Raw genomic sequence first — 18,488 nt, 5'->3', positions numbered from 1 at the left:
AGCCCTGAGGCACAGGCGGCAGTTCGAAGGGTCGTCGCGTCCCGGCGGCTGCTCGACGGTCGGTACTCTCGGCCGGTGACGGGTCGGGATCTCACGCTCACCGCCAGCCTACGGCCGGCCGCGCTGGACGCCCGCCGGGGCATCGTCCGGCTGCATCCGGAGGTACTCACCGCGCTGGGTCTGCACCCGGGCGCTCCGGTACGGCTCACCGGGCGGCGTACCACCGCCGGGATCGTGGCCCGGGCGGAGCCGTCGGCGAGTCGCGCCCTGCTCTACGCCGACGATCTGGTGCTGGGCAACCTCGGGGTACGCGACGGCAGCCAGGTCACCGTCGCGCCGGCTCCGGTGGTGGCCGCCCGCCGGGTGGTGCTGACCGGGCCGCCGGAGATCGTCGCCGTGGTCTCGCCGGAGATGCTCCGGCTGGCGCTGCTCGGCAAGGTGGTGACCGCCGGTGACGATGTCTCCCTGCTCCCCCAGGACGTACTCCCGGACGCGGCGGTGCGGACCCTGGTCGAGGCGGCCCGGCGCAGCCTGGCCAACACCGTCGGCTACGCCTGGACCAGCACCCTGCTGACGGTCATCTCGGCGGAGTCGGCGACCGGTGCGCCGGCCCACCTGGCAGGCCCGGCGGCGGGGACGGCGGCCGGTGCGGCGGGGACGGCGGCCGGTGCGGCGGGGACGGCGGCCGGTGCGGCGGGGACGGCGGCCGGTGCGGCGGGGACGGCGGCCGGTGCGGCGGGGACGTCCGGAACGTCCGGTGCCGGCGGTGGGGTCGACTCGGTGCTGGTGACCATGGACAGCGTGGTCGGCTGGCAGGACGGGCACGCCACACACGGCAGCACCAGCGCCGAGGTGCGGGCGGTGACCGGCGGGACCCGTCCGGGGACGCCGGGTGGCCCGGCGCCGGCGCCGGCACCGGGCCTGGACGAGCTGCCCGGACTGCGTGCCCAGGCCGAGGAGCTGACCGAGCTGCTGGACCTCGGCTTCCACCACCGTGAGGTGCTGGGCCGGCTCGGCACCACCGTCTCGCTCGGCGTACTCCTGACCGGCCCGGCCGGGTCCGGCAAGTCGGCGCTGGTCCAGGCGGTCTCCGGGGCGGTGGGTGCGCGGTTCGCCGCGATCTGGGCCCCGGAGGTGGCCGCGCTCACCAACGACGCCGCCGCCCGCCGGCTGCGCGAGGCCGCCGCCTCGGTCCGGGACGCGCCACCAGCGGTGCTGCTGGTCTCCGACGTCGAGGCGCTGGCCCCGCGCGACACACCCGGACCGGTGGGTACGGTCTTCCGCCAACTGCTCGCCGAGACGGTACGTTCCGGTGCCGCCGTGGTCTGCACCACCGGCCGTCCCGAGTCGGTGGACCCGGCGCTGCGCTCCCCCGACCTGCTCTCGCTGGAGATCGCGATCCCGCTGCCGGACACCGCGCTGCGGCGCGAGCAGTTGACGGTGCTGACCCGGGGGATGCCGCTGCACGAGGACGTCCGGCTGGACGAGGTGGCCGCCCGTACGCCCGGATTCGTCGCCGCCGACCTGGCCGCGCTGACCCGGGAGGCCGGGGTACGCGCGGCGCTGCGACAGAAGGAGGCGACGGCCCCGACGGTGGCGATGGCGGACTTCTCGGCGGCGCTGGAGGTGGTCCGGCCGACCTCGATGGCCGAGTCCTCGGTGCTGGAGCTGGCGGACATCACCCTGGACGACGTCGGCGACATGGCGGAGGTCAAGGAGGTGTTGACCGAGTCGGTGCTCTGGCCGCTGAACTATCCGGACACCTTCGCCCGGCTCGGTGTGCGGCCGCCGCGTGGCGTCCTCCTCTACGGCCCGCCGGGCTGCGGCAAGACCTTCCTGGTCACCGCGCTGGCCGGTACGGGGCGGGCGAACGTGCTGTCGGTGAAGGGTGCCGAGCTGCTCTCCAAGTGGGTGGGCGAGAGCGAGCGGGCGGTCCGGGAGCTGTTCCGGCGGGCCCGGGAGGCGGCTCCCACGCTGGTCTTCCTGGACGAGGTCGACGCGCTCGCCCCGCTGCGTGGTCAGGCCACCGACGGCGGTACCACCGACCGGGTGGTCGCGGCGCTGCTCACCGAGCTGGACGGGGTGGAGCAGTTGCGCAACGTGGTGGTGGTCGGCGCGACGAACCGGCCGGACCTGGTGGATCCGGCGCTGCTGCGGCCGGGCCGGCTGGAACGGCTGGTCTACGTGCCGCCGCCGGACGGTGCCGCCCGGGCCGAGATCCTGAGGGCGGCGGCCCGGTCCGTGCCGCTGGCCGAGGAGGTGGAGCTGGCGGCGCTGGCCGAGGAGCTGGACGGGTTCTCGGCCGCGGACTGTGCGGCGCTGGTCCGGGAGGCGGCGCTCGCGGCGATGCGGGAGTCGCTGGAGGCGAGCACCGTGCACGCCGGGCACGTGGCGGCGGCCCGGGAGCGGGTCCGGCCGTCGCTGGACCCGGCCCAGGTCGCCTGGCTGGCCGCCTACGCCGCCCAGCGGTGACTGGCTCGGCTCGGCTCAGTTCGGCTCGGCCCGGCTCGGCCCGGCTCAGTTCGGCTCAGTCCGGCCCGGCCGCCAGGGCCAGCGCGGCCGGGTTCTGGTACTCCCGCCAGTGTGCGATCCGGCCGTCGTCCCGGACCCGGAGTACCGCGATGAACTGGGCGGAGCCGGAACGGCCGGTGGTGGTCACGGTGGCGACCAGCTCGTACTCGACGACGATCACTTCGGGGTCGGTGGTCTCGTGGATGACCACGTTGCGGCAGTCGTCGAACCGGAGCGGCAGTTCGGCGCGGCCGGCGGCGGCGAAGTCGAGGAACTCCCGCCGGCCCTCGATCCGGTTGGGCCGGCCGGGTGCGGCGAACGGCATCTCCACCACCACGTCCTCGGCGAGCTGGTCGGGCTCGAAGACGGGCGTGTTGGCCAGGAAGTGTTCCCGGATCCGGGCGAAGACCTCGGTGGGCGTGCTCATCGCAGCGCCTCCTCCCAAATATGATGAGTGGCTACTCAACTTAGGACGATAATGAGTCAGGACTCACTTTGCAACGGAGGCTGGACCGGATGACGACCGCCGACCCCGGCCGGCCGCTCCGGGCCGACGCGCAGCGCAACCGGATCCGGATCCTGGCCGCCGCCGAGGAGGTCTTCGCCGAGCACGGCGTCGGGGCGTCGACCGAGGAGGTGGCGGCCCGGGCCGGCGTCGCCATCGGTACCGTCTTCCGGCACTTCCCGACCAAGAACGACCTGCTCGCCGCGATCATGAAAGGCGTACTGGCCGGGCTGGTCGAGCAGGCCGCGACGCTGAGCGCGGAGGACCGGGACGGCACCGGGCTGTTCACCTTCTTCGCCCGGACCGTCGAACAGGCCGCCACCAAGAAGGCCGTGGTCGACCTGCTCGCCCGGACCGGCGTCGACATCCCGCTGCCCGAGGTACTCGACGTGCTGGTCGAGGCGGTGCACGACCTGCTGCTCCGGGCCAGGGCGGCCGGCACCGTCGACCGGCGGGTGGGCCTGCCCGAGGTGATGGCGCTGCTGGCAAGTACCTGCCAGGGCGCGCTGCACGGGAACTGGGACGCGGAGTTGCGGGACCGTACCCTGGCGATCATCTTCGCCGGGCTGCGCCCCGGCGCCGTCGCCGACTGAGGCGGGACCACCCGGCCCTCACCAGGCGCCGGCCACGTCCTCGTTGACGCCGAGCCGGATCTCCGCCCGGACCACCGTACCGTCGCCGTCCAGCACCGCGCCGCAGCGGCTCAGCAGGTTCAGCGCCGGCAGGTTGTCCGGTTTGGTTTCGGCGATCACCCGCTGGGCACCAGCCTCGATCGCCTCGGCGAGGAGCAGCCGCAGGGCGATCAGGCCGATCCCCTGCCCCCGGGTGGACTTGCCGAGCCACATCCCGGTCTCCAGGGTGCCCGGCTCGGCGTGCCGGGCCAGCCGGGCCATCCCCACCACGTCGCCGTCCTGGACGATCGCGTACATCAGGTTGCCGGTCGGGCCGGACAGGCCGCCGAAGTTCGCCCGGTGGAACTCCCGGAACGCGTCGCGGCGCGCCTGTGACCAGCCGGCCGGCGCCTCGACCGGTGGCATCACCTCGTCCGGCTCGGTCTCGGCGGCCGCCACCGACAGCAGCGGTTCGAGATTCTGCTCGTCTACCGGCGTCAGCCGTACCTCACGGGTCATGATCTCGATGCTTCTCGCCGCCCCGCCGCCGCGTCCACCGGTTTGCCGGCACCCGCTCCGTTCGGCCCACCCGACCCGACCGGCCGACCCCCTCGGCGCCTGGCTGGTCGTGCCGCCCGCGGCGCCGGCCGGCCGACCACCGCGATCCGATCATCAAGGGCGGCACCGAGAGCTGGCGGGCGGGCCGGTGCTCAATCGTCGTCGAACTCGCAGAGTACGGCCGTCGCGTCGTCGTGCCGCTTGAAGCCGGCCCGCCGCTGGCCGTCGCCGGCCTCGACCAGCCGGACCCGGCGGATCAGCTCGCCCGGCCCGGCGTCGCCGAGCAGGTCGAGCAGGCCACGCCAGTCGAAGAGGCCGAACTGCTCGACCGCGACCGAGGCACCGTCGGTGAGCAGCGCGGCCCGGCGCAGCCGCTCCGGCCCGCGCAGCGACAGGCTGCCGGTGACCGCGTGGTACGCCGCGTCCGGATTGGCGGCGGCCACCCAGTAGCCGTGGGTACGGTTCATCCGCTCCCGCTGCAACGCCACCGCCCGGCGGAACCGGGTGGCCGGGTCCGCGTCGCCGCCGACCAGGGCCACGGTGTCCGCCTGCTGCCGCAGCTCCGCCATTGCCGCGCCCAGCCGCTCGTCGGAGACCACCTGGATCCGCTCGCCCCGGTCGAGCACCAGCGGGCTGTCACAGAGCACCAGGTACTCGACGTGGTCGCCACCGTCCCGCAGCAGGCACACCGTGGCGGACGGGGTGCCGGGATGGTCGAGGTCACAGTTGCCGCCGTGGTCGGCGCGTACCGCCAGGATCGCCGCGGCGAGGTTGCCGGTCAGCGCGGCGGCGGGCCGGTCGGCGGCGGCCAGGCAGAGCCGCGCCGCGAGCCGCCGGACGTACCAGGCCGGTCCGTGTACGCAGCCGGTGTCGAAGCCGTCCGGCACGGTCGCCCCGTCGAGTACGCCGACCAGCTCCCCGTACCGGAAGACGTGGTCCTCGTTCTCCAGCCTGCCCGGCACGGGCGCCGAGGCCGACCGGACCCGCATCATCGGCGCGGCTCCGGCCGCTTCCGGCCTGGCGGTGTCATCGGCGGCTCCCGGCGCTCCGGCGACTGGTCTCCCCTCCTGTCTACCGTGCGGCCGGGCCCGACCCTGCCGAAATTGACGCCCCGACCAGCCCGACCGGCCCGACCGGCTACCCATCCTGGAAACCTGCCGACCAGCGGCGATTACTGGCGGTAGCGTCGAGGATCGGGGGACGCGACCGCGAGGGGGGAGCGCAGATGTTGGAGCACCTGCACCGGATGGGCCTGCGGGCCGAGCACATGTACATGGCGGGCATGGCAAGCATCGGGCTGTCGTTCGTGAGCTGGGTGATGTCGAAGCAGATGGAGAACGCCGGGATCGACCGGGCCGATCGCTGGGGCATCTTCATCGGCGAGTGGGCGCCGACCTTCATCGCGCTCGGCAACGGACTGCGCACCTACGAGAAATAGCCGGCCTCGTCCGCGCCTGCCGTGGACCGGCCGTCGCCTCAGCGGCGGCGGTTGCGGCTGCGGGCGGCGCGCAGCCGGCGGAGCCGGGCGACAAGCACCGGCTCGGCCGCCAGCGCGGCCGGATTGTCCAGCAGTCCGTTGAGGAGCTGGTAGTAGCGGGTCGCCGAGAGGTCGAAGGCGTCCCGGATCGCCTGCTCCTTGGCACCGGCATGCTTCCACCAGCGCCGTTCGAAGGCCAGGATCTCGCGCTCCCGCTCGGACAGCGCCGGGTCGGCCGGCGGTGCCGGTGCGGGGATCTCGGGTACGTCCGCAGTCTCCGCGCCGGATGCCGGCCGTGGCTGCGGTACGTGCGGCGCCCCGGCGGGCCCGGGATCGGTGCCGCCCTCGGCGGGGTCGCCGGCCGGAGCGGAGGCGTTCCTCATGGCGCTCCTCGCGGAGGTGGACAGGGCTCGACCTGGGGCTCACCAGCCTACCGACGCCAGCTCAGGACCGCACCGGTCGCCACCGGCGACAACCGTCACCCCGTCACCCCGGCGACCCGGCGACCCGGCGACCCGGCGACCCGGCGACCCGGCGACCCGGCGACGATCGTCACCCGGCCGCCGGGGACGGCGCCCCCCGGCCGCCGCCCCCGACTTCCGACCCCCGATCCCCGTGCCGCGGCGTCAGGTGATGTCCCGCCGCCGGATCGACCAGATCGCCCCGCCGAGCACCACCACCAGGCCGACGGCGAGCAGCACCGACGAGTCCTGCCAGGTGATGTCCTTGGTCAGCGCCTGGCAGTCCCCGGTGTATGACGCCTGGCAGGCATCCCAGTTCTGCAAGGTGACCTTCTTGTCCATCCAGGCCAGCAGGTACGTCGGCAACAGCCAGCTCTCGATGAACTTGACCTGGGCCATCGCCATCACGATGCCGAGCCCGAACTGCCCGACCACCATCACCCCGAGTACGCCGCCGAGGGCCAGTGCGGTGTGCCGGCCGAGCGAGGCCAGGCCGAAGCCGAGCGTCCCGGCCACCAGCACCAGGACCAGCCCGCGCAGTCCGGTCAGGCCGAAGGACTGCCACGCTCCGGAGGTCATGCCGGCGGTGTTGCCCCGGAGGCTGCCGGTGGCCCAGAACGCCGCCGTCCACGCCGCGGCGGTCAGCACCGTCACGCCGAACAGCGCGGAGAGCAGCGCGGCCAGTTTGGTGAGGAGTACCCGGATCCGCTGCGGTCGCCAGAGCAGCAGGTTCATCATCCCGCCGGTACTCCACTCGGCGCCCACGAACGACGCACCGCCGACGAACGCCACCAGGGCGAGTACGGCGGTCAGCGTGGTGACGGTGGCGGCGAACTCCTCGCGGAACTCGAAGGTGGCCGGCATGTGCCACTCGGCCCGGAACACGTCCCGGGGCGGCGGCTGGATGACGCTACAGTCGTCCGGGAAGCCCTCCGGCGAGGTGCCGCCGGCCGCCTTCGCCCGTTCGCAGTCCTGCCGGTGCCGCTCGGTCATCGCGACGTTCTGCTGGTACTCCCGCTCCGCCGCGCGGTTCGCCGCGGCGACCTGCTCCGGCCCGACCTTCTGGTTGGTGAAGAACATCCCGACCGCGACGGCGACCAGCACGAGCAGGCCGGCCAGGGTCAGATAGCGGATGAACCGCCGCTTGCCGAGCCGGCGCAGTTCCGTGGTGTAGAGGTTCACACTCCCCACCCCCCGTGGGTGCCGGAGTCGGCCGCCGGGCTGCCGTCCACCACCACGGACTGGTCCACCTGGCGGTGCTGGCCGGGCACCGGCGCGGTGGCGGTCAGCTCCAGGAAGACGCTCTCCAGGTCGACGGTGACCGGGGCCAGCTCGCTGACGTAGAGGTCGGCGGCGGCGAGGGTGCGGGTGACGGTGGCCGGCTTGTCCACCTCGTGCACCAGCAGGTGGTCGTCGTGCCGGGTGACCCGGGCGCCGGACCGGGCGAGCAGGTCGGCGGCGACCGGCAGGTCGGTGACCGCCTCCAGCCGCACCCGCAGCCCGCCGCCGGAGTGTTCGGCCAGCACCTCGCCGACCGGGCCGGCGGCGACCCGGCGACCGAGCGAGATGATGGTGACCGAGTCGCAGATCAGCTGCACCTCGCCGAGGATGTGGCTGGAGACCACCACCGTCATGCCGGAGGCGGCGAGGTCGCGCATCAGGGTGCGCATCTCCCGGATGCCGCCCGGGTCGAGACCGTTGGCCGGCTCGTCCAGGATCAGCAGCTTCGGGTTCTTCAGCAGCGCGGAGGCGACGGCCAGCCGCTGCTTCATGCCCAGCGAGTAGGTCTTCACCCGGTCCTTGGCCCGCTCCCGCAGCCCGACCAGTTCCAGCACCTCCATCACCCGGGTCTGCGGCACGCCACCGGCGCCGGCCAGCAGCGAGAGGGTGTCCCGGGCGGAGAAGTGCGGGAAGAACTGCGGGGACTCGACGATCGCGCCGACCTGGCCGGCGACCGTGGGCAGGGCCGCCGGCACCTCCTGGCCGAGGATCGCCATCCGGCCGCCGTTGGGCCGGATCAGCCCGAGCAGCGTACGCAGGGTGGTGGTCTTGCCCGAGCCGTTCGGGCCGAGGAAGCCGTGCACCTGGCCCGCCTCGACCCGCATGTCGAATCCGTCCAGGGCGCGTCGAGTGCCCCGACGTCTGCTCCGATAGGTCTTCCGTAAACCCTCGATTTCCAGTACGGCAGCCATCTCGGCCTTTCTGTCACGTCACGTCCGGTACCGGATCACGTCCGGGTATCGGCGACACCGTACCATCGCTTTGCGTGCTACTACGCTATGCACGCTACCGGCTTGCCGAGCGACGGCCATGCGGTGACGTCGAGGACCGGCCCCAAGGGCGCCACCAGGAGACGACGGGGCGCAGGGGCCGAATGAGCTACGCCGGAGCGGTGGCGACCGGATGCCAGCCGCCGGTCAGCGCGGCCGGCAGAAGCAACCCGTCGGCGACGGGCGTCACGCTGGCCAGCGGCGGCAGGTCCAGCCGGTAGTCACGAGCCAGCACGGCGGTAACCGCGGCGAGTTGGACCGTGGCAAGCCGCGACCCGGGGCAGATCCGGGGACCCGCGCCGAACGGAAGGTAGGCGTGCCGCGCGTGTGGCCGTTCCCGCCCCAGCCACCGCTCCGGATCGAACCGCTCCGGATCCGACCACCACCGCGGATCCCGGTGGATCAGGTACGGGCAGATCAGCACCTCGGTACCGGCCGCCAGGCGGTGACCGGCCAGCTCGACCGGACGACGGGCGGTTCGGGTGATCATCCACTGCGGCGGATACAGCCGTACCGCTTCCTGGATGACCGCCGAGGTGTACGGCAGTGGGGTCGTCGCGGTCAGCGGGGCCTGCCGCGCCTCGGCGGCCACCCGCTCGGCGACGTCCGGGTGCTCCGCGAGCAGCAGGGCGATCCAGGACATGGCCGCGCCCGGGACCCCGTGCGAGGCGAACATGATCGTACGCAGCACGCTCACCACCCGGTCCAGGTCGACCTCGGACCGGGCACCCACGAGCAGCCCGTCGAGCAGGTCGCGCGGCTGCGGCGGGCCGGACCCGGCGTGCCGGCGCCGTACGATGCCGCCCAGTAGCGCCAGGAGCCGTTCGTTGGCCGCGACGGCCGCCCGCGCCGCCGGACGTGGCCACCAGCCGACCCGGCCCTCGCCGCCGACCAGCGACCGGACCGCGGCCAGGAAGAGGTCGTCCGCTGCCGCGCAGAGGGTCGTCAGCCCTTGCCGCTCAGTTTCGTCGCCACCGAGACAGAAGTCGACGATCGCGCGGCCGAGCATGGCCCGGCTGGCCTCCACCACGTCGACCGGACCGTTGGACCGGGTGGCGAGATCCTCGGTCAGCATGCCCACGAAACGGTGCATGTGTGTCTCTGTTATCCGGTCCGCGATCGCCTTCCAGACGTCGCGCCGTACGCTCATCCACCCGCCGATGCGGGCGTCCTGAGCTGCCAGGTGCCGCTTGCTGGCACGGAAGCCATTGTCCACTGTGTACGAGTCGTTCGTGGCGACCAGCACCTCGTGTCCGAGTTCCGCGTCATGCACCACCACCACCTGGGGCGACAACCGCACCAGGTCGCCATACTCCGCCCGGCTTCGGGTCAGCCATCCGATGCGGTCCCGCTGGTACGCGGTGACATCGCCGACGAGCCACCGTCCCCGCGGCCCCGGCACGGTGCTACGTGCCATCTCGTACCTCCGGAGAGGCGAGGGCGGCCAGCCGTGCCTGCCGCCCTCGCCGATCGACGCTACCGTCCAGCGAAATAAACGCCTACCGGCCCCTACAGGTCGTCCGTCTTCGAGCCGGGCCAGCCAGGCCTCTCGCAGATTGTAGGTATGTACAGGTAGGCCCCGCTGACCCGGGACCGCCGTACCCGCCGACTTACGGCACGTAGATATGCCACCATCGCACTCACCTCCCTCAGGACAGTGGGCACATTACTCTCGATGAATGTTGTGGATCAAGAAGGCGTGCCAACCGTTGGCGGTCGGTTCAGGCGCGGACCACGGTGACGCCAGCGTCCCGGAACGCCTGGATCGTCGCCGGGTCCGCGCCCGAGTCGGTGACCAGGGTTTCGATCCGCTCCACCGGGCAGATCCGCGCGAAGGCGTGTCCGCCCAGTTTGGATGAATCGGCGATGATCACCACCCGCTTCGCCCGGGCCACCATCAGATTGTTCATCGACGCCTCGCCCTCGTGGTGCGCCGCCGCCCCGAGCTGTACGTCGATGGCGTCCACCCCGAGCAGCGCCACGTCGAGGGTGACCTCGCGGAGCAGGGCGCCGCCGAGCGGACCGACCAGCTCGTACGACTGCGGCCGGACCACTCCGCCGGCCACCACGATCTTCATCCGGGACCGGACCAGCAGCTCGTTGGCGATGTTCAGCGCGTTCGTCACCACTGTCAGCTGGGCGCCGTCGGCGCTGCTGTTCAGGTCGGGTCGGACCGCCAGCGCCCGGGCCACCTCGGTGGTGGTGGTCCCACCGTTGAGCCCGACCACCATGCCCGGGGCGACCAGGGCCGCCGCGGCGGCGCCGATCCGCTGCTTCTCGGCCGAGTGCTTGGCGGTCTTGTAGCGCAGCGGCAGGTCGTACGAGACGCCGTTGGCGACGGCTCCACCCCGGGTACGCGTGATCATCTGCTGCTGGGCGAGCTGGTCGAAGTCGCGCCGGATGGTCGCCTGCGAGACGTCCAGCCGGGCGGCCGCGTCCTCCACACTGACCCGACCGGAATCGGTGAGCAGTTCGAGCAGTGCGTTCCAGCGCGCGTAGCGGTCCACCCCGGGCCTCCCGCCTCCAGCTCCGTTGCGGATCCAGCTCCGTTGCGGAGATTCCGTGCACGATAGTGCGCGAAACGCCCGGCCGCAAAACTTTGTGCTGCGCAAAGCTGCGCGCGGTTGCCACCACCGTCATGTTTCGCGCAGAATAACGCGCGAAAGATCGTCTAACCGAGCCGTATTGCGCAGGCCGGTCCGCCGTCACATGGCGCCGTCCGCCGGTGCGGCTTCCCGCCCCGCGAGGAGCTGCGATGGGCCACGTCGACGCGGAGATCAGCAGTCAGCCCGAGTGCTGGCGACAGGCCGCCGCGCTGGCCGCCGACTCCACCGCCGCGCTACCCCGGCCCGGCGAGCGGGTCGCCGTCGTCGGCTGCGGCACCTCCTGGTTCATGGCCATGGCGTACGCGGTGCTGCGCGAGCGCGCCGGGCATGGCGAGACCGACGCCTTCCAGGCCTCCGAGTTCCCGCTCGACCGCCGCTACGACCGGGTGCTGGCGATCACCCGCTCCGGCACCACCACCGAGGTGCTGGACATCCTCGCCGCGCTGCGCGACCGTCGGCCGAGCACCGTACTGGTCGGCGACCCCGCCTCGCCGGCCGTGGACCTCGCCGGACAGGCCGTGCCGATGCCCTTCGCCGACGAGCGCTCGGTGGTGCAGACCCGGTTCGCCACCAGCGCCCTGGCCCTGCTCCGCGCCCACCTCGGCACCGAGGTCTCGGCACTGGCCGCCGACGCCGAGGTGGCGGTACGCGCCCCGCTGCCGTTCGACCCCGCCCGGGTCGAGCAGATCACCTTCCTCGGCCGGGGCTGGACGGTCGGGATCGCCCACGAGGCGGCGCTGAAGTGCCGCGAGGCGGCGACCGCCTGGGCCGAGGCGTACCCGGCGATGGACTACCGGCACGGCCCCATCTCGATCGCCGGCCCGGGGCGGGTGGTCTGGGCGTTCGGCGAGATCCCGGACGGGCTGGCCGAGGACATCGCCGCCACCGGGGCCGCCTTCGTGCACAGCCGGACCCACGGCGTGCACGCGGTGATCGGCGGCTGGGCGGCCGGGCGTACCCCGGTGGACCCGATGGCCGACCTGATCCTGGCGCAGCGCTTCGCGGTCGCCCTGGCCAAGGGGCGCGGCCTCGACCCGGATGCACCCCGGCACCTCAGCCGTTCCGTGGTACTCACGTGACCTACCCCGCCGGGCCACCGCAGCCGACCGCCGGAGGCGGCCCGCGCGACGGCAGCGGTCGGGGCGACGGCAGCGGTCGGGGCGGGCAGGTCGTGGTCGCCCTCGACGTCGGCGGTACCGGGATGAAGTGCGCCCTCGTCCGCCCCGACGGGTGCGTCGCGCACACCGAACGGCACCCCACCGGTGCCGAGCGCGGGCCGGCGGCGGTGGTCGGCAGCATCCTCGACGTGGCCGAGGGACTCGCCGGCAAGGCGCGGGCCGACGGACTGACCCCGGTCGCGGTCGGGCTCGCCGTGCCGGGGGTGGTCGACGAGACCACCGGCCGGGCGGTCTGGTCGGCCAACCTGGGCTTCCGGGACGTACCTCTGCGGGAGCTGGTCGGAGCGCGGCTCGGGCTGCCGGCGGCGCTCGGCCACGACGTGCGGGCCGGCGGCCTCGCCGAGGCGCGGCTCGGCGCCGGACGTGGCATCCGGCACGTGCTCTTCCTCGCCATCGGCACCGGGATCGCCGCCGCACACGTGGTCGACGGCGCGGCCTTCCCGGGGGCGCACGGTGCCGCCGGCGAGCTGGGCCACGTCGTCGTCCGCCCCGACGGGCCGCGCTGCGGCTGCGGACGGCTCGGCTGCCTGGAGGCGGTCGCCTCGGCCGCCGCCGTCGGCCGGCGCTACACGGCACTGGCCGGTGTCCCGGTCACCGCCGCCGAGGTGGTCAGCCGGGCGACCGGCGGTGAGGAGGCCGCCGCGCGGGTGTGGCGGGAGACGGTCGACGCCCTGGCCGACGGGCTGGCCGTCGCGCAGGCGCTCTACGACACCGAGGCCGTCGTGCTCGGCGGCGGGCTGGCCGAGGCCGGCGCCGCGCTGCTCGACCCGCTCGGGGTGGCGCTGCGGCAGCGGCTGACCTTCCAGACCGAGCCCCGGCTGCTGCGCGCGGCCCTCGGCGACAAGGCCGGCTCGCTCGGCGCCGCCCTGCTCGCCCTTGACGCAATCGACCGGTCGGAAGACAGCGACGCAATCGCCCGGTCGGAAGACAGCGAGGAGACGACATGACCGCCCGGATCAGTGGCAAGGTGGTAACCCCGACCGGCGTGATCCGCCAGGGATGCGTGGAGCTGGAAGGCGACCGGATCTCGGCGGTCGCCGAGTACCCGTCGATCCGGGACGGGCACTGGATCGTGCCCGGCTTCGTCGACATACACAGCCACGGCGGCGGCGGACACACCTTCACCACCGGGGGCGCCGACGAGGCGCGGGCCGCTGCCGCCTTCCACCTCGGACACGGCACCACGAGCATGCTGGCCAGCCTGGTCAGCTCACCCCACGAGCTGATGCGGGAGGCCACCGAGGCGTACGCGCCGCTGGTCAAGGAGGGCGTGCTGGCCGGCGTGCACTACGAGGGGCCGTACCTGTCCGGGGTGCGCTGCGGGGCACAGAACCCGAAGTTCCTCCGCGACCCGTCGCTGGACGAGCTGACCGAACTGCTCGCCCTCGGCGACGGTACGGTCCGGATGGTCACCCTCGCCCCCGAACTGCCCGGTGCGCTGGCCGCGATCGAGCTGCTCGTCTCCCGGCGGGTCGTCGCCGCGATCGGGCACACCGACGCCAGCTACGAACAGGTCGGCGCCGGGGTGATCGCCGGGGCGACCGTCGCGACCCACCTCTTCAACGGCATGCCCAGCCCGCACCACCGGGAGCCGGGGCCGGTCTTCGCGCTGCTCGGCTCGCCCAACGTGGTCTGCGAACTGGTCGCCGACGGCGTACACCTGCACGAGGGCACCCTGGCGTTCGCCGCCGGGGTCGCCGGGCCGGACCGGGCGGCCCTGATCACCGACGCGATGGCGGCGGCCGGGATGCCGGACGGCGAGTACGAGCTGGGCGGCCAGCCGGTCGTGGTGGCCGACGGTACGGTCCGGCTGGCCACCCCGGACTCCTCGCCGGCCTCCTCCCCTGGCGCGATCGCCGGCAGCGTGCTGACCATGGACGTGGCACTGCGCGCGGCGGTGGCGGCCGGCATCCCGATGGTGGACGCCTGCCGGATGGCCGCCACCACCCCGGCCCGGGCGATCGGGCTCGGCGAACGGCGGATCGGTGCCCTGCTGCCCGGCTGGCGGGCCGACGTGGTGGTGCTGGACGACGACCTGAACGTCGTCCAGGTGATGCGCGGCGGCGAGTGGACGGACTGACGTCCACTCCGGACGACTCGGTCAGGGAGCGGACAACTCGATCCGCCTACAGCCCGGGCAGGTGCGAGGATCGGCAGCGCACCTGCCCACAGGGGATCGTGACCGTCACTCGTCGTCGTAGTCCAGATCCTCCTCGTCGAGGTCGTGGTCGGTCATCACCCGGGCGGCCTCGTCCTGCCTGTCCTGCGCCCGAAGAGCCTTGACCAGCAGGATCGGCCCGGCCCACGAGTCGGGATCGGCGCCGATCGCCGCCCTTGCCTCGTCCTCCGCCTCGGCCGGCCGACCGGCGTGCAGCAGCAGCCGGGCCCGGCTGCCGCGGATCTCCGCCGCCTGCTCCGGATCCGAAAGGTCACCGAGCAGGGCCACCGCCTGGTCCAGCCGCGACATCGCCTCGTCGAACCGGTCAGCTCCGGCCAGCACCTTTGCCGCCGCCTGGTGGAGGATGACAAGGTCTTCCGCCGACGTACCGGGGGCCGCCGGGAGCAGCCCGTTGGTCTGGCCCGCCGGAAGCAGCCCGTCGATCCGGGCCAGCACGGCCAGGCCGAGTTCGCCTGCCGGCTGGCCCGACAGCCGGACGAGCGCCTTGCGCAACGTACGGAACTCACCCGCGATCGGATCTTCGTCCCCGGCCTGACTTCCGTCCACGGCCCGGATCCGGTGCCGGTCGGCCGCCTCGATCAACCAGTCGACGGCCTCGGAAGCCGGGGTCCGGTCAGCCGCCCCCTCCAGCAGCACCTCGACCGCCGGCACCTCCGCCGGCAGCCGCTCGGCGGCCACCAGTGCGGCGAGCTGCTCGGCTACCTCGGCGCAGTGCTGGTAGATCCGGCCGGAATAGAGCTGCCAGAGCAGGTATCGACAGCTCAACGTCAGATCCGTCAGCCCGGCCCCGGCAAGTGACCGCAGCGCCTCCTCGGCCGCCTCCACCGCGTCCTGCCAGTCGCCGCTCCCCTCGTGCAGCGTCCGGGCGACCTCGAACCGGGTCCGGGCCGCTCCGGTCTCGTCACCTGCGGCGAGTTCTCCGGCGAGCCGCTCCAGCAGCCGGTCGAGGGTTTTCCGCAGCGGATTGCCCTGGTCGGCCGCTGCCCGGCCGGCGAGCACGGTCAGCGGTAGCCGGTCGACCACCGGCTCAGCCGCCATCCGTGCCTCGACCCGGGCACTCTGGTGGGTGTTGCCGTTGCGGGCGTCGAACCGGGCGGCCAGTTCCCGCGCGTGCGCGACAAGCTCGTCGTGCAGCCGGGCCACGCTCGTCTCCTCGCGCCGGCCGTCGTCGAGCCGGCGCCGCACGACCAGGTCGCCGTGTCCGGCCGCCCGCAGCCGACCGAGTATCTGTGCCGCGGCCGAGGCGAACTCCATCGCCGCGTACGGCGACGACGGCCGCTCCAGCCACCCGAGATGCCGCTCGACGAGCTCCAGCCCGTGCGTCTCGTTACCGGTGAGCCCGCAGAAGTGCAGGTAGCGGCCGATGTTGTCGAGATGGTGGCGGTCGTTGCGGACCAGCGCGTAGCCGCGCCGGAACGCGTCGACCGCGTCGTCGAGCCGGCCGGTGTGCAGCATCGCCGGCAGCAGCTCGGCGAGCATCCACTGTGGCTGCTCGGTGCATCCGCCCCGCTTGTACGGCTCGCCGACCGTGTTCGCCTCCTCGTACCGGCCGAGGGAGACCAGGTGGCGGACCTGACCGGAGGGTACGCAGGCCCCGCAGTCGGAGAGGCTGTCCCGGGGCGCCGTGAGCAGCCGGTCGTACCACTCCTGGGCGGCGGCGAAGTCCCCGACGTGGTGTGCCACCAGCCATCGGTGCTGGTAGACGGCGTGCAGGCTGTGCCCGCCCAGCAGATAGCGGCGTTCCATGTCGTCGAGCACCGCCGCGGTGCGCTCCAGCGGGATCTCCGGAAACTGTGGCAGGGACCAGACGACCCACTTGAAGTTCCAGAGCAGCGAGCGGGCATCGTGCTGGTGGGCCACCTCCGGCTGCTTGTCGAAGGTGGCCAGGCACCAGGAGAAGGCGAGGAAGAGCCGGGTCGGGTCGCCGCCGTGGTGGAACCCGCTCATGGAGTTCATCCGGGCCCGGAAGGCGAACTCGACGTTTCCGGCGGCGTCGGCGTGCCGGAACACCGTGTCCAGCGCGGCGAACCGGGCCGGGCCGTCCGGCAGGCTCCACGCCTGATGGAGCATCTCCTGCAGGTCGTGCTCCGAGGCGGTCACCGGTCCTCCTCCGACCCCGACGGCTCCGACTCCGACTCCGACTTCAACGGCGGCTCGGACTTCGACGGCGGCTCGGACTTCGACGGCGGCTCGGACTTCGACGGCGGCTCGGACTTCGACGGCGGCTCGGACTTCGACGGCTCGGTGCCGGCGGCCATCGCCCTGCCGAGCAGCCCGAGGAAGGACTGGTTGAGCGCGGCGGTGTCGACCGGGCGCAGCGGCTGATGGCCGAGGAGCAGGGCCTGGACGTACAGACCTTCGACAGCCAGCACGGTCAGCTGTTCGTCACCGACGCCGATCGCCTGCCGGACCAGCGGGTTGCGGTGGTTGAGGACGAGCCGGGGCCGGTCGTCGTGCCCGGCGGTGAGCGATCCGAGGATCGCCGTCCACGTCTCGTCGGCCTCCTGCTGCCGCTGCCGCAGGTCCATCTGCAGGGCGGTGTCGCCGTCCAGCAGATAGAGCGCGGGCAGGCTGATCGGGTCGAAGGCGTTGACCTGCACCTCGACGCCGAACCGGTCCAGGGTGCGCTGCGCGGTGGCCAGGAACGGGCGTACGGTCAGCGCGGTCGCCGGGTCGAGGGGCTCCAGCTCGGCGGCGAGGTCGGTCGAGCTGAGCGCCTCGACCTGGATCGCCGGGTCGAGGTCCGGCAGCCGGGCCACCAGCTCGGCCTCGTAGACGTAGCCGGCGTTCACCACCGGAATCGACTGGGCGGCGGCGACCGAGGCGATCTGCCGGAACTCGTCGACCGAGGGGGTGTAGCGGACGGCTCCGAACCGGTCCCGGAACTCGGCGAGGGTGAGCCGGCCCTGGTTGGTGTCGAACGGCCACCACTGGTCGACCAGGCGCAGCATCTCGTCGTCGTGCACCGCAAGCGCCTTGACCCCGAGATGGTGGATCCGGAGGAACTCGGCGAGCTGCTGCGACCCGCTCCGGCCGAGCTGGGTCAGCCAGCCGCGCAACCGGTCGCCGAGGGCCTCGCGCACCTGCTCCAGCAACGAGTCCTCGTAGAGCGCCTCCCGGCTGGCGGTCGGCCGCAGTTCGCTGGTGTCGACCACGCAGCGGACGAAGAACGCCCACTCCGGCAGCAGCCCCTCGATGCTCTCCGACAGCAGCATCCGCTTGAGGTAGACCCGGTGCGCGACCCGGGTCGCCGGGTTCGCCGGGGCCGGCAGCACGAAGGCGACACCCCGCAGCCCCGCCTCCGGCACCGCCAGGTCGACTGTGGCGAACGGCGTGAACCCGAAAACCTCCTGGGCGTACGTCGCCAGCCGGCTCCGCCGGGCGAGGCCGCTCTCCGCCGGATCCGTCTCCCAGGGTGCCGGCCCGGCGGTGACCGGCAGGTCGTCGACGCGTACCGGGATCGGCAGCATCGAGCCGTAGAGCGCGGCGAGCCGGTGCACGGTCTCGGCGTCCAGCCAGTGCTCCATGTCCCGCCGGGGCGCCAGGGTGACGGTGGTGCCCGGTTCGGGGCGCTGCCGGTCGGCGGGTGCCAGCTCGACCTCGTAGCGGCCGTCGGCATAGCCGGTCCACTCCACTGTGGGGGCGTCGCCCTGCCGGGTCCAGACCCGGATCTCGTCGGCGACCAGGAAGCAGGAGAGCAGGCCGATGCCGAACTGGCCGAGGAACTCCTGCCGGGCGAAGCCGAAGTCGTCCCGCTTGGAGCTGCGGCCGATGGTGGCGAGCAGTTCGTGCACCTGCTCCTCGGTCAGCCCGATGCCGGAATCGTGGATCCGCAGCGTCCCGTCGCCGGTCGAGGTGGGTGACTCGAACCGGACGTCGCCCCGGACGCCGGGCTCGCCGATCCGCCGGGCGGCGATCGCGTCAACCGCGTTCTGCATCAGCTCCCGGACGTAGACTTGCGGACTGGCATAGAGATGATGGCTGAGCAGATCGACAATGCCCCGCAGATCGACATGGAACGTGTATCCCACCCGAGCAGCCCTCCCCGTTCGCGCGCCAAGGCGAGTGCACAGTACCGTCCCGCTCCGACTGACGACACCCGGTTGTCGGGGCAGGCATCCGGGGCCACCGC

At 73.2% G+C, this 18,488-nt stretch carries 16 protein-coding genes; 6 read left to right on the top strand and 10 right to left on the bottom strand.

The genetic code is table 11. The features are described from left to right. Positions 1-75: 75 nt before the first annotated feature. On the top strand, positions 76-2,472 hold the full coding sequence (locus O7626_RS37205; protein ID WP_278065618.1) for an AAA family ATPase: 2,397 nt from the start codon (positions 76-78) through the stop codon (positions 2,470-2,472). A gap of 55 nt (positions 2,473-2,527) precedes the next feature. On the opposite strand, the gene O7626_RS37200 is transcribed toward O7626_RS37205, so the two are convergent. Further along, positions 2,528-2,938, bottom strand: a complete 411-nt coding sequence (locus tag O7626_RS37200) for a nuclear transport factor 2 family protein (RefSeq protein ID WP_278065617.1) — start codon at positions 2,936-2,938, stop codon at positions 2,528-2,530. 89 nt (positions 2,939-3,027) lie between these two features. On the opposite strand from O7626_RS37200, the gene O7626_RS37195 reads away from it, so the two are divergent. Beyond that, positions 3,028-3,609 (top strand): TetR/AcrR family transcriptional regulator, encoded by a 582-nt coding sequence (locus O7626_RS37195; protein ID WP_278065616.1) that lies wholly within the window; start codon positions 3,028-3,030, stop codon positions 3,607-3,609. An 18-nt stretch (positions 3,610-3,627) separates the two neighbouring features. Here the strand turns inward: O7626_RS37195 and O7626_RS37190 are convergent, their stop codons facing one another. Both O7626_RS37190 and O7626_RS37185 read right to left on the bottom strand, forming a co-directional pair. Then, positions 3,628-4,146 (bottom strand): GNAT family protein, encoded by a 519-nt coding sequence (locus O7626_RS37190; RefSeq protein WP_278065615.1) that lies wholly within the window; start codon positions 4,144-4,146, stop codon positions 3,628-3,630. Between the two features lie 191 nt (positions 4,147-4,337). Then, positions 4,338-5,177, bottom strand: a complete 840-nt coding sequence (locus O7626_RS37185) for a hypothetical protein (protein WP_278065614.1) — start codon at positions 5,175-5,177, stop codon at positions 4,338-4,340. A 233-nt stretch (positions 5,178-5,410) separates the two neighbouring features. On the opposite strand from O7626_RS37185, the gene O7626_RS37180 reads away from it, so the two are divergent. Beyond that, entirely contained in the window at positions 5,411-5,623 is a 213-nt protein-coding gene (locus tag O7626_RS37180) for a hypothetical protein (protein ID WP_278065613.1), read from the top strand. A 38-nt stretch (positions 5,624-5,661) separates the two neighbouring features. Here the strand turns inward: O7626_RS37180 and O7626_RS37175 are convergent, their stop codons facing one another. The 5 genes from O7626_RS37175 to O7626_RS37155 all read right to left on the bottom strand — a co-directional run bounded on the left by O7626_RS37175 (position 5,662) and on the right by O7626_RS37155 (position 10,900). Further along, entirely contained in the window at positions 5,662-6,045 is a 384-nt protein-coding gene (locus O7626_RS37175; RefSeq protein WP_278065612.1) for a DUF3263 domain-containing protein, read from the bottom strand. 243 nt (positions 6,046-6,288) lie between these two features. Next, the gene (locus O7626_RS37170; RefSeq protein WP_278065611.1) at positions 6,289-7,305 is read right to left on the bottom strand and encodes an ABC transporter permease subunit; all 1,017 of its coding nucleotides are present in this window, start codon (positions 7,303-7,305) and stop codon (positions 6,289-6,291) included. After that, complete coding sequence (locus O7626_RS37165) at positions 7,302-8,315, bottom strand: ATP-binding cassette domain-containing protein (protein ID WP_278065610.1); 1,014 nt, start codon at positions 8,313-8,315, stop codon at positions 7,302-7,304. Before O7626_RS37165 ends, O7626_RS37170 begins: the two co-directional genes overlap by 4 nt. A gap of 187 nt (positions 8,316-8,502) precedes the next feature. Beyond that, positions 8,503-9,810: a cytochrome P450 gene (locus tag O7626_RS37160; RefSeq protein ID WP_278065609.1), complete on the bottom strand. Its 1,308-nt coding sequence runs from the start codon at positions 9,808-9,810 to the stop codon at positions 8,503-8,505. A gap of 304 nt (positions 9,811-10,114) precedes the next feature. Beyond that, a complete protein-coding gene (locus O7626_RS37155; protein ID WP_278065608.1) occupies positions 10,115-10,900 on the bottom strand; it encodes a DeoR/GlpR family DNA-binding transcription regulator in 786 nt (261 codons plus the stop codon). A gap of 248 nt (positions 10,901-11,148) precedes the next feature. Here O7626_RS37155 and O7626_RS37150 point away from each other — a divergent pair, with 248 nt between their 5' ends. From O7626_RS37150 to nagA, 3 genes are all read left to right on the top strand, one after another. Next, entirely contained in the window at positions 11,149-12,078 is a 930-nt protein-coding gene (locus O7626_RS37150) for a sugar isomerase (protein WP_278065607.1), read from the top strand. A 92-nt stretch (positions 12,079-12,170) separates the two neighbouring features. Further along, the gene (locus tag O7626_RS37145) at positions 12,171-13,124 is read left to right on the top strand and encodes an ROK family protein (protein WP_278066492.1); all 954 of its coding nucleotides are present in this window, start codon (positions 12,171-12,173) and stop codon (positions 13,122-13,124) included. After that, positions 13,121-14,257 (top strand): N-acetylglucosamine-6-phosphate deacetylase, encoded by a 1,137-nt coding sequence (gene nagA / locus O7626_RS37140; protein ID WP_278065606.1) that lies wholly within the window; start codon positions 13,121-13,123, stop codon positions 14,255-14,257. Before O7626_RS37145 ends, nagA begins: the two co-directional genes overlap by 4 nt. 105 nt (positions 14,258-14,362) lie before the next feature. Here the strand turns inward: nagA and O7626_RS37135 are convergent, their stop codons facing one another. Continuing rightward, positions 14,363-16,456 carry a hypothetical protein gene (locus O7626_RS37135; protein ID WP_278065605.1) on the bottom strand — a complete coding sequence of 698 codons (2,094 nt, stop codon included), beginning with the start codon at positions 16,454-16,456 and terminating at the stop codon, positions 14,363-14,365. After that, complete coding sequence (locus O7626_RS37130) at positions 16,453-18,387, bottom strand: HSP90 family protein (RefSeq protein WP_278065604.1); 1,935 nt, start codon at positions 18,385-18,387, stop codon at positions 16,453-16,455. Before O7626_RS37130 ends, O7626_RS37135 begins: the two co-directional genes overlap by 4 nt. Positions 18,388-18,488 lie beyond the last annotated feature (101 nt).

The sequence above is a fragment of the Micromonospora sp. WMMD1102 genome, from assembly GCF_029626265.1.
Taxonomy (GTDB): Bacteria; Actinomycetota; Actinomycetes; order Mycobacteriales; family Micromonosporaceae; genus Plantactinospora.
Note: the sequence above shows the minus strand (reverse complement) of the source record. Positions and strands in the feature narration are given on the sequence as shown.

Bases quoted from the DNA above. Each gene is read 5' to 3' on its own strand.
- O7626_RS37190 (WP_278065615.1), bottom strand. From the start codon at position 4,146: ATGACCCGTGAGGTACGGCTGACGCCGGTAGACGAGCAGAATCTCGAA.
- O7626_RS37175 (WP_278065612.1), bottom strand. From the start codon at position 6,045: ATGAGGAACGCCTCCGCTCCGGCCGGCGACCCCGCCGAGGGCGGCACC.
- O7626_RS37165 (WP_278065610.1), bottom strand. From the start codon at position 8,315: ATGGCTGCCGTACTGGAAATCGAGGGTTTACGGAAGACCTATCGGAGC.
- O7626_RS37195 (WP_278065616.1), top strand. From the start codon at position 3,028: ATGACGACCGCCGACCCCGGCCGGCCGCTCCGGGCCGACGCGCAGCGC.
- O7626_RS37180 (WP_278065613.1), top strand. From the start codon at position 5,411: ATGTTGGAGCACCTGCACCGGATGGGCCTGCGGGCCGAGCACATGTAC.
- O7626_RS37150 (WP_278065607.1), top strand. From the start codon at position 11,149: ATGGGCCACGTCGACGCGGAGATCAGCAGTCAGCCCGAGTGCTGGCGA.
- O7626_RS37200 (WP_278065617.1), bottom strand. From the start codon at position 2,938: ATGAGCACGCCCACCGAGGTCTTCGCCCGGATCCGGGAACACTTCCTG.
- O7626_RS37160 (WP_278065609.1), bottom strand. From the start codon at position 9,810: ATGGCACGTAGCACCGTGCCGGGGCCGCGGGGACGGTGGCTCGTCGGC.
- nagA (WP_278065606.1), top strand. From the start codon at position 13,121: ATGACCGCCCGGATCAGTGGCAAGGTGGTAACCCCGACCGGCGTGATC.
- O7626_RS37185 (WP_278065614.1), bottom strand. From the start codon at position 5,177: ATGATGCGGGTCCGGTCGGCCTCGGCGCCCGTGCCGGGCAGGCTGGAG.